The sequence below is a fragment of the Dactylosporangium sucinum genome, assembly GCF_014647515.1.
Classification (GTDB): Bacteria; Actinomycetota; Actinomycetes; order Mycobacteriales; family Micromonosporaceae; genus Dactylosporangium; species Dactylosporangium sucinum.
Window position 1 is genome coordinate 1 of the sequence record NZ_BMPI01000079.1, and the last position, 13,647, is coordinate 13,647.

General features: G+C 74.6%; 11 protein-coding genes. 8 read left to right on the top strand and 3 right to left on the bottom strand.

The window, feature by feature from the left end; translation table 11 throughout:
* Positions 1 to 233 precede the first annotated feature (233 nt).
* A complete protein-coding gene (locus IEZ31_RS47370) occupies positions 234 to 668 on the top strand; it encodes a hypothetical protein (protein WP_190256702.1) in 435 nt (144 codons plus the stop codon).
* A complete protein-coding gene (locus tag IEZ31_RS47375; RefSeq protein WP_190256703.1) occupies positions 665 to 2,725 on the top strand; it encodes a tetratricopeptide repeat protein in 2,061 nt (686 codons plus the stop codon). Before IEZ31_RS47370 ends, IEZ31_RS47375 begins: the two co-directional genes overlap by 4 nt.
* A gap of 14 nt (positions 2,726 to 2,739) precedes the next feature.
* Here IEZ31_RS47375 and IEZ31_RS47380 read toward each other — a convergent pair whose 3' ends face one another.
* Positions 2,740 to 3,396 (bottom strand): HAD family hydrolase, encoded by a 657-nt coding sequence (locus IEZ31_RS47380; RefSeq protein ID WP_190256740.1) that lies wholly within the window; start codon positions 3,394 to 3,396, stop codon positions 2,740 to 2,742.
* A 161-nt stretch (positions 3,397 to 3,557) separates the two neighbouring features.
* On the opposite strand from IEZ31_RS47380, the gene IEZ31_RS47385 reads away from it, so the two are divergent.
* Positions 3,558 to 4,379 (top strand): SDR family NAD(P)-dependent oxidoreductase, encoded by an 822-nt coding sequence (locus IEZ31_RS47385; RefSeq protein WP_190256741.1) that lies wholly within the window; start codon positions 3,558 to 3,560, stop codon positions 4,377 to 4,379.
* 173 nt (positions 4,380 to 4,552) lie between these two features.
* Here the strand turns inward: IEZ31_RS47385 and IEZ31_RS47390 are convergent, their stop codons facing one another.
* Positions 4,553 to 5,677: a YbfB/YjiJ family MFS transporter gene (locus IEZ31_RS47390; RefSeq protein ID WP_190256704.1), complete on the bottom strand. Its 1,125-nt coding sequence runs from the start codon at positions 5,675 to 5,677 to the stop codon at positions 4,553 to 4,555.
* A gap of 75 nt (positions 5,678 to 5,752) precedes the next feature.
* On the opposite strand from IEZ31_RS47390, the gene IEZ31_RS47395 reads away from it, so the two are divergent.
* Entirely contained in the window at positions 5,753 to 6,856 is a 1,104-nt protein-coding gene (locus IEZ31_RS47395; RefSeq protein ID WP_190256705.1) for a serine hydrolase domain-containing protein, read from the top strand.
* 157 nt (positions 6,857 to 7,013) lie between these two features.
* A complete protein-coding gene (locus tag IEZ31_RS47400; RefSeq protein ID WP_190256706.1) occupies positions 7,014 to 7,301 on the top strand; it encodes a nucleoside triphosphate pyrophosphohydrolase family protein in 288 nt (95 codons plus the stop codon).
* A gap of 20 nt (positions 7,302 to 7,321) precedes the next feature.
* Here the strand turns inward: IEZ31_RS47400 and IEZ31_RS47405 are convergent, their stop codons facing one another.
* The gene (locus IEZ31_RS47405; protein ID WP_190256707.1) at positions 7,322 to 8,218 is read right to left on the bottom strand and encodes an ornithine cyclodeaminase family protein; all 897 of its coding nucleotides are present in this window, start codon (positions 8,216 to 8,218) and stop codon (positions 7,322 to 7,324) included.
* 212 nt (positions 8,219 to 8,430) lie between these two features.
* Here IEZ31_RS47405 and IEZ31_RS47410 point away from each other — a divergent pair, with 212 nt between their 5' ends.
* From IEZ31_RS47410 to IEZ31_RS47420, 3 genes are all read left to right on the top strand, one after another.
* Positions 8,431 to 10,659 (top strand): glycoside hydrolase domain-containing protein, encoded by a 2,229-nt coding sequence (locus tag IEZ31_RS47410; protein ID WP_229836960.1) that lies wholly within the window; start codon positions 8,431 to 8,433, stop codon positions 10,657 to 10,659.
* Positions 10,656 to 11,921, top strand: a complete 1,266-nt coding sequence (locus IEZ31_RS47415; RefSeq protein WP_190256708.1) for a glycosyltransferase — start codon at positions 10,656 to 10,658, stop codon at positions 11,919 to 11,921. The genes IEZ31_RS47410 and IEZ31_RS47415 overlap by 4 nt, the downstream gene beginning before the upstream one ends.
* Positions 11,922 to 12,049: 128 nt before the next feature.
* On the top strand, positions 12,050 to 13,309 hold the full coding sequence (locus IEZ31_RS47420) for a hypothetical protein (protein WP_190256709.1): 1,260 nt from the start codon (positions 12,050 to 12,052) through the stop codon (positions 13,307 to 13,309).
* The last annotated feature ends 338 nt before the right edge of the window (positions 13,310 to 13,647 follow it).

Sequence of the window (13,647 nt, forward strand, 5' to 3'; positions counted from 1 at the left end):
CTTCGCTCCGGCCGCATGCCTTCCACACTGAGCCCATGATGACCGGCCTCCTCCGCTTCGCTCCGGAACCGGTCATGGCGGCTCCTCGGCAGACTATATGCACTTGAAGTGTATGTTTCTCGCCGACGCCGTCAACCCCACCGCACGGCCCGGAACGGGTCGGCCGAAGCGGCCGTCGAGTGTGGCCGCTCGGAGCCGTCACCCGTTTGGCGGCCGTGGCTACGGTGGGCGGCATGGATGCGGAGTTGGTGGCCCTCGCGACGAGTGCCGCGACGGCCCTCGTGGGCGCGATGGCCAAGGACGGCTGGGACGCGCTGCGGTCCCGGTTCGCCCGGCTGCTCGGGCGCGGCGACCAGCGGGCCGAGCAGCTCGCCCTGGAGACGCTCGACGAGGACGCGGGCAGCCTGGCCCCGGGCACCGAGCGGGAGCTCGCCGCGGCCTGGACGGCCCGGCTGCGGGACCTGCTGCGGGCCGACCCAGGGGCCGCCGGGCCGCTGCGGGAGCTGCTGGCCGCGACGGGCGGCGGCGGGGTCACGGCGTCCGGGTCGGCGGTCGCCGCCGGGCGGGACGTGTCGATCCACGCCAGCCACGGCGGGATCGCGGCGGGCACGATCACCGGGCCGGCGAGCACCACGTACCCTCCGCCGCCGGGCACGGAACGGGCTTGACCGTTCCCGGCGCAGTCCCGAAGCCACGCACCGACGGCGCCGTCGTCGCCAGTCACGGTGGTATCGCGGTCGGCACCCTGCAGTACCAGCAGCGGGTCGCGGCGGGCGACCCGATGCGGCTCGACCCGCGGCCGGGACAGGTCGTGGGGCGCGACGCGCTGCTGGCCGAGGTCGGCGCCCGGCTGGCCGCCGCGCCGCGGCCCGGCGTCGTCGCCCTGTGCGGGCTGGGCGGCGTGGGCAAGACGACGGCGGCGCTGGAGTACGCCTACCGCCACCTCGACGGGTACGACCTCGTCTGGATGTTCCACGCCGAGGAGGCCACGGGGCTCCTCGCGCAGTTCCACGAGCTGGCCGAGCTGCTCGACCCGGCCGGGCTCCTGGCGCAGCCCGACCCGGTGGCCCGGGTGCACGGCGCGCTCGCCCGGCTGCCCCGGCGGTGGCTGCTCGTCTTCGACAACGTGCGCGACCACGCCGCGGTGCGCCGGTGGCTGCCGCCGCAGGGCACCGGGCACGTGCTGGTGACCACCCGGGACGGGCACTGGCCCGCGTCGCAGGCGGTGCACCTCGGCGGGCTGACCCGCGCGGCGGCGGCCCGGTTCCTGCTCGACCTGGCCGGCGAGTACGACACCGCGTCGGCCGAGGCGATCGCCGAGCAGCTCGGCGGGCTGCCCCTCGCACTGGCCCAGGCCGGCGGGTTCGTCGCGTCGACCGGGCGGAGCCTGGCCGACTACCTGGAGCTGCTGCGCCGCAACCGGGCCGGCGTGCTGGAGCGCGGGGTGCCGTCCGAGCACCGCGCCTCGGTGATCGCCACCTGGGGGCTGGCCTTCGACGAGCTCGCCGCGACGAGCCCGGGGTCGATCGCGCTGCTGCGGCTGCTGTCCTGCCTCGCCCCGGAGGACATCCCGTTCCGGCTGCTGCTCGACGACCCGGCGCCGGTCCCGGACGCGGTGCCGGACGCGGTACGGGATGAGCTGCAGCGGCTGCGGGACGCGCCGTTCGGCCTCGACGACGCGGTGGCCGGGCTGCGCCGGCACAGCCTCATCGGCCCGCCGAGCGCGGTCGTGTCCGTGCACCGGCTGGTCCAGGCCGTCACGCTCGACCAGCTGCACCCGGACGACCGCGCGGCCTGGACGGAGGCGGCGGTGGCCCTGGTCGAGGCGGCGATCCCGGACGACGTGATGGTGCCGGAGGCCTGGCCGCGCTGCGCGCAGCTGCTGCCGCACGCGCTGGCCGTGGTCGACCCGGCCGGCTGGGCGCTGGGCACGCTGGCCTCGTTCCTGCGCGCCGCCGGCGACTACGCCACCGCCCGGACGGTGTCGGAGCGGCGGCTCGAGGCGCTGCGCGGCACCCTGGGCGCCGAGCACCCGGAGGCCCTCACCGTGGCGGCCGACCTCGCCCTCTACGTCGGCGAGGCGGGCCACGAGGCCGAGGCCCGGGACCGGTTCGCGGCGCTGCTGCCGCTGCTGGACCGGGTCCTGGGCGCGGAGTCGCCGAACGCGCTGAACGCCCGCATCCACCACGCCTTCTACATCGGCGCGGCCGGCGACGCGGCGCGGGCGCGGGACCTGCTCGCGACGGCGATGCCGACCCTCGAACGGGTGCTGGGCCCGGAGAACGCGGACACCCTCGCCGCGCGCGACATCCTCGCCAACAACACCGGCGAGGCGGGCGACGCGGTGCGTGCCCGGGAGCTGTACGAGGCGCTGCTGCCGATCCGGGAACGGGTCTCCGGCCCCGAGAACTGGCAGACGCTCATCGCCCGGTCCAACCTCGCCCGCTGGACGGGCGAGGCGGGCGACCCGGCCGGCGCCCGGGACCAGTACGCGGCGCTGGTGCCGGTCGGCGAGCGGACGCTCGGCCGGGAACATCCCACCGTGCTGTTCGCCCTGGCCGGGCTGGCCGCGTGGACGGGCGAGGCGGGCGACCCGGCGCGGGCACGGGACATGTTCGAGGCGCTGCTGCCGGTGCGGCAGCGGGTGCTGGGCCCCGAGCACCCGAACACCCAGGCCACCCGGGCCGGCCTGGACCACTGGACCCGGCTGGCCGCCGGGACCTGACCAGCGGCGGCTGCCTAGCCGCTCGCCGCGTTGTGCTGCGCGATCAGGCCCGGGAGCTCGTCCAGCGAGTCGATGCGGAACAGGCACCGGTCGGCCACGGCCGGCAGGTCGAGGATGTGACCCCACGGGCCGCGCCGGATCAGGCAGGTCTGCATGCCGGCCTCGCCGGCCGGGCGGACGTCGTTGTCGGGCCGGTCGCCGACGTACAGGATCGACGACGCGTCGCCTCCGCCTTCGCGGACGACCCGCTCGAAGAAGGCCGGCGACGGCTTCGCCACGCCCCAGCCGGCCGACGTGCCGATCACGTCCACGGAGAGGCCGAGCGCGCGGAGGATCGGCTCGGCGTGGGCCGGCTGGTTGCCGGCCAGGCCCACGAGCAGGCCCTGTTCCTGCAAGGCGGTCAGGCACGCTCGCGCGTCGGGGTAGAGATCCTCTTCGCCGAACGACTCCGGCCGGCCGGCAGCCGCCCGGCGCTCGAGCTCGGCCGCGAGGTCGAAACCCGGCCGGAAGACCCGGAACGGTTCCTGCCAGTCCAGGCCCCGGGCGATCGCCGCACCGAAGACCGCCGAGAATGTGTGCCGCGGGACGCCGAGCCAGTCCGCCCAGGTCTCGAACTCGCGGGACTCGTCGAGGATCGTCCCGCCGACATCGAGAAAGACCGCAGCGATCACCACCAGTGGATCATAGACGGTCGTCGGTACCCGTACGTCCGAGTGGGCGGGTGGACGTCCGTGCTCGTGGCGCTGGGTCGCTCGCGGATGACGGCCGTGCCCGTCCGGCCCGGAGCTTGCCGGGGACGGGCCCGGCGGGGCAACCTCGTCTCGTGACGACGATGGCGGGCAAGACGTGCGTGGTCACCGGGGGCACCGGCGGGATCGGGGCCGAGACGGCGGTGCGGCTGGCCGGGCTCGGGGCCACGGTCGTGGTCGTCGGGCGCGACGCGGCGGCCGGCGAGCAGGTCCGGCGGCGGGCGACCGGTGGGCGGGTCGAGGTGCTGACCGCCGACCTGTCGAGCCTCGCCGAGGTGCGGCGGCTGGCGGAGGCGGTTCGCTCGCGGTACCACCGGATCGATGTCCTGGTGAACAACGCCGGGGTGATCGTGCACCGGCCCGCGGTGAGCGCCGACGGGTTCGAGCTGACGTTCGCGACCAACTACCTCGGGCCGTTCCTGCTCACCCGGCTGCTGACCGAGTCGCTGGAGCGGGCGGCGCCGGCGCGGATCGTGAACGTGGCGTCGTCGGCCCACAAGCAGGTCCGGGCGATCCCGTGGGACGAGCTGGGCCACGGCGGACCCAAGGGGGCGTACCCGCTGTCGAAGCTCCTCGACGTCCTGTGGACCGCGGAGCTGGCCCGGCGGCTGGCCGGCCGCGGGGTGACCGCCAACTGCCTGCACCCGGGGTTCGTCCGCACGGGCCTCGGCCGCGACGTCGGCGGCGCGCTCGGCGGTGCGGTCCAGCTGGTGCTGCGGTTCCAGCCGGGCGCGGCGGCGGGGGCGCGGACGCCGGTGTACCTCGCCACCTCCCCCGACCTGGCCGGGGTGACCGGCGGCTACTTCGTCAACTGCCGCCCCGCCCGGCCGAGCGCCCTGGCCCGCGACCCGGCGGCGGCCGCGCGGCTGTGGGAGCTGAGCGAGCGGATGACGGCCTCCGGGTGAACGCCAGGTCGGCTCTTGGACAGACCGGATCGTCACCGAGCACCTCCCGGCAGCGGCGACGGCCCGGCTGAGCGAGCTGGTCGACGGCCGGGACGCGCAGCGCCCGCGGCTGACCCGGCTGCGGCTCACCGCGTTCGACCGGCAGAGCCTGGTCCTGCTGGGCGACCCGACCGTCACGCTGCCGCCGCTGGACGGCGCACCGTAGCGGCCGCGGCGGCGGCTGCGCACAGGACGGCGGCGCAGGCCGGGATCGCGGCCGGGCCGGTGCGGTCGGCGAGGGCCCCGGCGAGCCACGGCCCGAGGGACTGCCCGGCGGCGAAGACCGCGGTCAGCGCGGCCAGCGCGCGGGCCGGGTCGGCCGGGCGGGCCCGCGACACGAGCGCGGTGACGGCCGCCGGGACCATCATGAACGTGCCGCCGAACAGCAGCGCCGAGGCGACCACGGCCGGCGGGGACGAGCCCAGCAGGGGCAGCGCCGCGGCGACGGCGACGGCGACGAGCAGGCAGCGCAGGGCCCGCACGCCGGGCCAGGCCGCGATCGGGCGGTGCCACGGGACGGGCGCGGCCACCGCGGCGAGGCCGATCGTGACCCAGGCGGCGCTGGTGACGGCGACGCCGGCGCGGTGGGCCGCCAGGTACGCCGAGAGGAACGTGACGTAGCCGAGGTAGCCGGCGCCGAACAGCAGGTACGCGATCCCGAGCCGCCACAGCGGTGGCCCCGGACGATCCGCACCGGGATCCCGGCCGTCCACCGCGGCCGGGACCGCGGCCGCCGGCCAGCTCGCGATCAGGGCCGCGACGCCGCCGAGCGTCAGCAGCCACCAGCCGAGCGCCCAGCGCTCCGGGTGGCCGTCCAGCAGCGCCGGCAGCACGCCGCCGGCGGCGGCCACCCCGGCACCGGCGCCCCCGAAGTACACCGTCATCGGCAGCGTGCCGCCGAGCCGGCCGGCGAGTGCCGCCCCGGCGACGAACGTCCAGGCGCCGCCGAGACCGCCGAGGGTGCGGGCGGCGACGAGCGCGGGATAGGCCGGCCCGGCGGCGGTCGCGGCGAGCGAGGCCACGGTGAGCACCATGCCGGCGCGGAACACGGTGGTGAGCCCGGCCCGCCCGGCCAGGACCGTCGCGAGCAGGGCGCCGAACAGGTAGCCGGCGCCGTTCGCGGTCGTGAGCGTGCCCGCCTGGGCGAGGGTCCAGTGCAGGTCGGCGGACATGGCCGGGACGAAGAGGCCGTACGCGAACCGGGCCAGGCCCAGCGCGCAGGCCGTGCCGGCGGCGAGCCCGAGCGAACGCCACCACATGCCGACCTCCCAGAGATGGTACCGATTGTTTCGATCACCCTAGACCGCGATCGAACCGATCGGTACTATCTGGCCATGTTCTCGCTCGTGACCGAGGCCTTCGACCGCAACTTCACCGAGCACGGGGAGGTGGGCGCCGCGTTCGCCGCGTACCACCACGGGCGGCTCGTCGTCGACCTGTGGGGCGGCGTGGCCGACCCGCCGACCGGCCGCCCGTGGCAGGCCGACACGCTGCAACTGATCTTCTCCGGCGCGAAGGGCCTGAGCGCCGCCTGCGTGCTGCTGCTCGCCGAGCGCGGCCGGCTCGACCTGGACGCGCCCGCGGCCCGCTACTGGCCCGAGTTCGCCGCCGCGGGCAAGGGCGCGATCACCGTCGCCGAGATCCTCTCCCACCAGGCCCGCCTGCCCGGCGTCCGGGAACCGGTCCCGGACCTGCTCGACCACCGGGCGGTGGCGGCCCGGCTGGCCGCGCAGGCCCCCGACCCCGACCCGCGCTCGGCGTTCGTCTACCACGCGCTGACCTGGGGCTGGCTGGTCGAGGAACTGGTCCGGCGGGTCGACGGCCGCACCGTCGGGGCCCTCTTCGCCGACGAGTTCGCCGCCCCGCTCGGCCTCGAGGTGTACCTCGGCCTGCCGGACGAGCACCACCACCGCGCCTCGACGATGCTCGCGGGCCCGGGCCTGCTCCTCGACCCGGTCCCGGCCGACCCGGACCCGCTGCGGGTGCTGACCCACAACCCCCTGGTGGTGACGGACTCCCCGGCGGTCTGGAACAGCCCGGCGTTCCGCCGCGCGGGCCTGGCCGCGGTCGGCGCGTTCGCCACGGCCCGCTCGATGGCCCGCTTCTACGCCTGCCTGGCCGCCGGCGGCGAACTGGACGGCGTGCGCGTCCTCCAGCCGTCCACCGTGGACCTCGGCCGGCGCCTGCGGCGGCGCGGCACGTCCCCGCTGTGGGGCACCCCGCTGGCGTTCGGGGCGGGCTTCGAGCTGAACACGCCGCTGTCGCTGCTGGGCCCGCCGCCGGACGCCTTCGGCCACGCGGGCGCGGGCGGCTCCCGCCACGGCGCCTGGCCGTCGCTGGGCGTCTCGTTCTCGTACGCGATGAACGAGGCCCGCGCCGCCTCCCCGGACCCCCGCCCGCTCGCCTTGCTGGCGGCGCTGCACGCGGCGGTCGCGTAGACAGCCTTCGTGGGTGGCGCCGCGTCTCGACCAGTCGTCGGCCGGCCCGGTCGACAGGACCGGCCTGAGCCGGTTGCATCGCCGGGGCCGGGCCGCGGCGGGCCCAGATCCCGCCTCGCTCCGGCCCCGGCTCTCAACCGGGCCGTAGGCTGGGGCCGTGGACGAGCACCCGTATGCGATCGGGTCGGATGTGTGGCCGGGCCTGGCCAAGATGGCCGAGGAGGCGGGCGAGCTCACCCAGGTGGTGGGCAAGCTGATCGCGGCGGGCGGCGCGACGCGCCATTATGACGGCAGCGACCTGCGCCGCCGGCTGGCGGACGAGTGCGGCGACGTGCTGGCCGCGATCCGCTTCTTCGCCGAGGTCAACGGCCTGACCGAGGAGGTCGAGGCCCGCGCGGCCGCCAAGGCCGACACGTTGCGCCGCTGGCACACCCGCCGCGGCTAATGCCTGTTTCATGACTGGCCTTAGCCCGCCGCGAGGACGGCCTCCGCGACGACCAGGTCCTGCCAGGCCATGCCGGAGCCCTTGAAGAGCAGCGGGCCGTCGAGCGGATCGGCGCGGCGGATCGCCTCCGCCATCGGCACCAGGGCGTCCGGGGTCAGCGCGTGCTCCGCGATCGCCTGGATCACGTCGCCGCACTCCCGCAAGGCCGTCGTCACGTCCTCCACCACCACCGTCGCGCGGGCGCAGAACGCCGCGTCCACCTCGCGGGCGTCCGGCTCGTGGGAGCCCACCGCCACCACGATCGCCGACGGGGACAGCACGGCGGAGTCGAACAGCGGCTCCCGCGCCGTCGTTGCGCAGACCACCACGTCCGCGGCGGCCAATGCGTCCGCCACCGCGGGAGCGCCGGCCTCGTGGACCCGCCACGGGACGGACCCGCGAGCGGGCGTGCGGACCACCACGTCCACCTCCGCCAACGAGGCCACCGCGGCCAGCGTCTCGACGTGGCCGACGCCCTGGGGGCCGGCGCCGAACACCACCAGGCGCAGCGGTCGGGGCGGCAGGGACCGGCGGATCGCGGCCACCGACACCGCCGGGGTGCGCAGCGTCGTCAGGGCGGCGCCGTCCAGGAACGCCACCGGGCGCAGGGTCGCCCCGTCGAACAGGACGTAGACCGCATTGATCCGGGGCAGGCCGCGCGCCGGGTTGCCGGGGGCGACCGCCGCCAGCTTCACTCCGGCGTGCGCGGCCGACCAGGCCGGCATGAGCAGCAGCTCGCCCTGCGGGAGCGGGACCGACGAGCGGGCCACGCCCGCGGACGGGTCGAGGCCGCCGCGCAGCGCCGCCGCCACCGCGGCCACCGCCGCTGCCGGGGGCAGGCGGCGGGCGATCTCGCCGGCGTCGAGGTACGGGATCATCGCAGCACGAAACCGAACGGCTCGCCCCCGGTGTGGTAGTCCATCGTCCGCACCCGCATGATCGCAGCGTAGCCGAGGACGTGACCGTGCCCCGCACGTCGCGATGCAGACCCGGGCGATCCCCGATCCGGGCGACGCTCGCCCGCGGAGTTCACGTCGCTGAAACCATCGGGGGCCGAGCGGCGGGGTAGAGTCCCCGCATTCTTGACGAAGTGGACCCATTCATCGGTACCGCGGCGACCGCCCTGCCCCAGCCGCGCGGCCTCGCCGCGACGTGGTGGTGGCCGAAGCCGCAGGTCGGCAACACCCACCCCGGCGCGACGTCGCCCCTGGGCATGGTCTCCGCGTGCGCGTACTCCGGCGCCTACCCGACGGGCTACGGCCGGTACGCGAAGAACACCGAGGGCGTGCCCGAGGAGATGTTCGACCGGCTGCAGGCGTCGGGCTTCACGCACTTCCAGCAGTCCGGCACCGGGGCGATCCGCAAGTACTACAACTACGTCCGCGTCACGCCGATGGTGCAGCCGCTGGACGACCTCGGCAGCTCGTGGCCGCTGGCGAACGAGGTGGCCGAGCCCGGGTACTACGCGGCGACGCTCGGCACGGGGGTGCGGTGCGAGATCACCGTCGGGGCGAAGGTCGCGGTCCACCGGTACACGTTCCCGGAGCACAGCAACGCCCGGGTGGTCGTCGACCTGTCGTGCGGCGGGCTCGCCATCGAGCTCGGCCGGACGGTACCCCTGCGGGCCCACGCGGAGAGCCTGGGCCACGGCCGCATGCAGGGCACCGTCGTCATGGAGGGCGTGCCGCTCTCGGTGCACGTCGAGGTCGACAGTCCGCGCTGGCGGCAGATGCTGTGGTACGACCGGCGCCTCATCGACGGCGGGACACGCCTCGACTTCGACAGCATCCGGCCCACCACGCTGCGGCCGTTCGGCATGCTGTACATGGGCCCGACCACCGCCGGCCAGACCGTCGAGATCCGGCTCGGCTTCTCGCTGCGCGGCTGCGACCAGGCCCGGCGCAACCTGGAGCTGGAGTGCGGCGGCAACGGCCCGGCGTTCGACCGGGTGTGCGCGGCGACCCGCGAGCGCTGGCAGGACCACCTAGGCCGGGTGCGGTTCGAGGGCGGCACGCCGGCGCGGCGGCGAGTGATGACGACCGCGCTGTACCACTCGCTCATCAAGCCCTGCTTCGCCGACGACGAGAGCCCGTTCTGGCCCAACTCGGGGCCGTTCGCGTTCGACGTCTGCACCATGTGGGACATCTACAAGACCCAGCTGCCGCTGCTGTCGGCGATCGCGCCGGACCGGGCGACGGACCTGCTGGAGTCGCTGATCCGGGTGTGCGAGGAGGAGGGCAACTTCCCGATCGGCTACCGGATGGCCCGCGGCGCCGACCGGTTCTTCCGGCAGGCCAGCGCCCTGGCGCACACCGCGCTCGCCGACGCGCACGCGCTCGGCCGGCCCGGCCTGGACTGGAACTGGGCGCTCGTGCACATGGTCGACGACCTGCGCCGCATGTACGGCGAGGACTTCTTCGAGCACGGCGTGGTCCACCCGATCAGCCACACGCTCGACCTCGCGTTCGCCCACCACTGCACCGCCCAGGTCGCGCGGGCGCTCAACGACGTGTCCCTCGCCGACGACCTCGAGCGGCGCAGCCGGGGCTGGGTCAACGCGTTCGACCCGGCGACCGGGCTGCTGCGCGACTCGGAGTTCTACGAGGGCGGCAAGTGGAACTACTCGTTCCGGCTGCTGCACGACATGGCCGCCCGCATCGCGCTCGGCGGCGGCGACACCGCGTTCGTCGACAACCTCGACCGCTTCTTCGGCTTCGGCGCGCCGCCGGTGCTCCAGCCGGGCCGCCGGCCGGAGCCGGCCGAGATGGCCGCCGGCTACGCGCTGCAGCGCTTCGAGGGACTCAACAACGAGCCCGACATGGAAGCGCCGTGGGCCTACCACTACGCGGGCCGGCCCGACCGCACGACCCAGATCGTGCACTCGGCGCTGACCTGGCAGTTCGGCACCGGCCCGGGCGGGCTGCCGGGCAACGACGACTCCGGCGGGCTGAGCGCCTGGTACGTGTGGGCGTCGCTGGGCCTGTTCCCCGTCGCCGGGCAGAACCTGTTCCTCGTCAACGCGCCCGCCTTCGCGCAGGGCGCGATCCGGGTCGGCGACCGGGAGCTCGTCGTGGAGACCAGCGGCCACGTCGAGACGCCCATCGGCGCCGACGGCATCGAGCACGACCCGCCGCCGCAGTACGTGCAGGCGGTCACGTTCAACGGGCGGGAGCTGGACGCCACGCACCTCAGCGGGACCGAGGTGCATCGTGGCGGACGGCTGCACATCCGTCTCGGCCCGCAGCCGTCGAGCTGGGGAGGCCGGGCCCGTCCGCCGTCGTTGTCCGATCCGCGAAGGGGATCCGGAGGTACCGCATGACCTCCCGCCGTCTCGTCATCGTCGTCCGCGCCGATCCGGTCATCTGCGGCCACTCCGGCGAGGCCCGCAACATCGCCGAGGTGGCCCTCACCCGGGGCTTCACTGACGTGCGCCTGCTGACCTGGCCGGTCCCGGCGCTGCAGGCGGCCGGGCTGCCGTTGAAGCCGCTGGACCGCCTGCTGCCCTACAGTCCGGGGATCACCGTCGAGCGCCCCGAGCCCGTCGGGGACTACCGGGTGCCGGACGGGCGCCACCTGGCCGGGCTCACCGGCCGGCTGGTCGAGCTGCTCATGGAGCCCGTGCCGACCACCTGTCTGTCCATGTACCTCGTGCCGCACACGGCCGTGGTCGCCGACGCGGTCACGGCGGCGCGCGCGGCCGGCTTCGCCCCGGACGTGCGCACGATCGCCAAGGCGGTCGGCTCCGACGTCACCAACGTGATCAAGTCCTGCCTGCGCGAGGGCCGCTTCGGCGCCGCGGTCGCCCTGTTCACCACGTTCCTCGGCAGCGACCGGGTGGTGGCGGTGTCCGCGTACACCCGCGACGAGATCGTGGCGGCGGCCGAGCGGGTCGACGCGCACTGCGGCACCACGTTCGCGGCCCAGGCCCGGCGGCGGGTCGAGGTGTCGTACCCGCCGATCGACGCGTCGGCGTACCTCGACCTCGACGACGCCCGGGTGGACGCGGCCCTGGCCCGCCGGGGCCTGGAGCGCGACGGCTACGTGCTGTTCCTGTCCCGGGTGGCCCGGGCGAAGGGCATCTACGACCTGGTGATCGCCTACGGCCAGATGCGCAGCCGCTCGAAGGTCAAGCTCGTGGTCGCGGGCACCGGCCCGGCCCTGGAGCACGTGCAGGCGATGGCCAAGGAGGACGAGCGGGTGGTCTTCCTGACCGACGTCGATGACGCCGAGAAGCCGCTGCTCATGCGCGGCTGCGCGGCGTACGCGCTGCCGACCCGCCCGGAGCCCGACTTCGTCGAGACCTTCGGCATCGCGCTGACCGAGAAGCTCCTGGCCGGCGGCGGCCCGGTGGTCACGACCCTGACCGGCGGCACCGGCGAGGCGGTCGGCGACACGGCCGTCATCGTCGAGCCGGGCGACGTGGCCGGCCTGGCGGCGGCCCTGGACCGCGTGGTCCTGGACCTGCCGGAGCCCGAACGCCGCCGCCTGGAGCACCGCGGCCGCGCCCACGCGATGTCGTTCGAACGCACGGCGGTCTTCGACGACCTCTTCCCGGAGACCCTGGCCGCGGCGACCACCTGACCGGCCGGTGTGCCGACCGAGGACGTTCACGGAGTGAAGGCACCCATTGACAAGAATCGGACGCTACCCGTCCGGGCGATGCATCGATATTTAGGCTGTCGATGTCGCCTATCCGCGGGAGGCACCGAGTGCAGTTCGTTCGGGCACGGCGCCGGCTGTGCCAGATCCTGACGGTTGTGGTCGCGGCCTGCGGCGTCGCCTCGGCCCCGGCCGCGCATGCCGGGGAGGGCTACTTCACATCGGCGGACCTGACGTTGGCAGCGGGTGCCCCGCCCATGCCCGACGGACCCACAGGGATCCTTGGTTGGGCGACGCCATGGGACAACGGGCGACACGTCGCCTATGCCTCCGCCTGCGTGAAAAGCGACCCGAGCAGCTGCGGCGAAACGGGCATCGTCGTCGCCAGCAGTTACGGCTCGAAACGAGACTGGACCTGGGTCTCCGCGTCCGCGCAGGCCGGGCCTGGTCCCAAGTACGGCTTCGTCCTCGCTGACTCCGTCGCCTACCCGTACGATCCCCCCGGGCTGGAGTGGGCCCGCGGTTCGGTCATGATCATCAAGGGCGACGATTTCCACATCTGGCAGATGTGGACGAGTGCGACTGAGCCGGCCTGGCACCTTACCGACCTGACTGCGCTCACCGGCTCTCCGCGGGGGTCCGGCATCACCGCCTACGTGCAGGGCAACGCCCAGCACGTCGTCTTCAGGTCCGAGGAGGACGGAGCACTGTGGGAGCTGATCTACACCCCGTGGACCGGCTGGAAGGCGCGCAACCTCAGTGTGCTGACGGGGACGACGAACACGTGGATGCGACCCGCGGCGACCATTCTGGGTGACCGGCAGATGATCGCCTACGAGAACCGGGCGGACAACCGCGTCCACCTTCTGGTCAACTCCGGCTTCGGGTGGAGCGACCAACCGATCAGCGCCAACACCGCCGCCCAGGATCCCTTCGGCCGGCGCCTCCTCGGCATTCTCGCGGCACCGTGGAGCGGTCGCGTCGCCGTCACGTACTGCGATGAAAAATACCGCACGCACGAATTGTCATCGTCGGACGGTACGTCCTGGAAGGACCTTGACCTGAGCCAGGAGCTCGACTTCTCCTGGCAGCCCTGCCCCATACCCCGGCGCAGCAGCGTCGCGTTGGAGGCGGACGGCAGCGAGCGCCTGTTCATCGGGCACGATGACCCGTACTGGACGCCGCCGGGCGACCTCAACGAACTCGTCCGGGACCGCTACGGCACCCGGTACCGGTGGGTGGACCGTTACGACATCCGCTATCTCTGCGCGTTCTCGTCGCAGGAGGGCTCGAAGGTCGACACGGTATGGATCGCCTACCGGCTGAACGACCATGTGATCGTGGAGGACATGACCGTCAAGTACACCTAAGGCGGTGTCCAAGCGCGCGCTGACCCGACCGCCGGGGCATCGGCGCCGCTGCGCTAACCGCGCAGGGCGGCCAGCACGGCCGGGGCCTCCTTCGGCAGGCCGACCAGGACGGAGCAGGACCAGGTCGGCGCTCATCCGGCGGCCGTCGGCCAGGGCCACCGTGCGGACGCGGTCGGTGCCCTCGACGGCGGCGAGCGGCGCCTGCGGGACCACGGCGATCCCCCGCGCGGAGAGGTAGCCAGCCGCCGCCCGTTCCCTTTCCCGCGTCGATCTTGCAGTTGTGGTGCCGCGACACTCCCACGATGTCCGGGTTTGTCAGGCACCACAACTGCAAGATC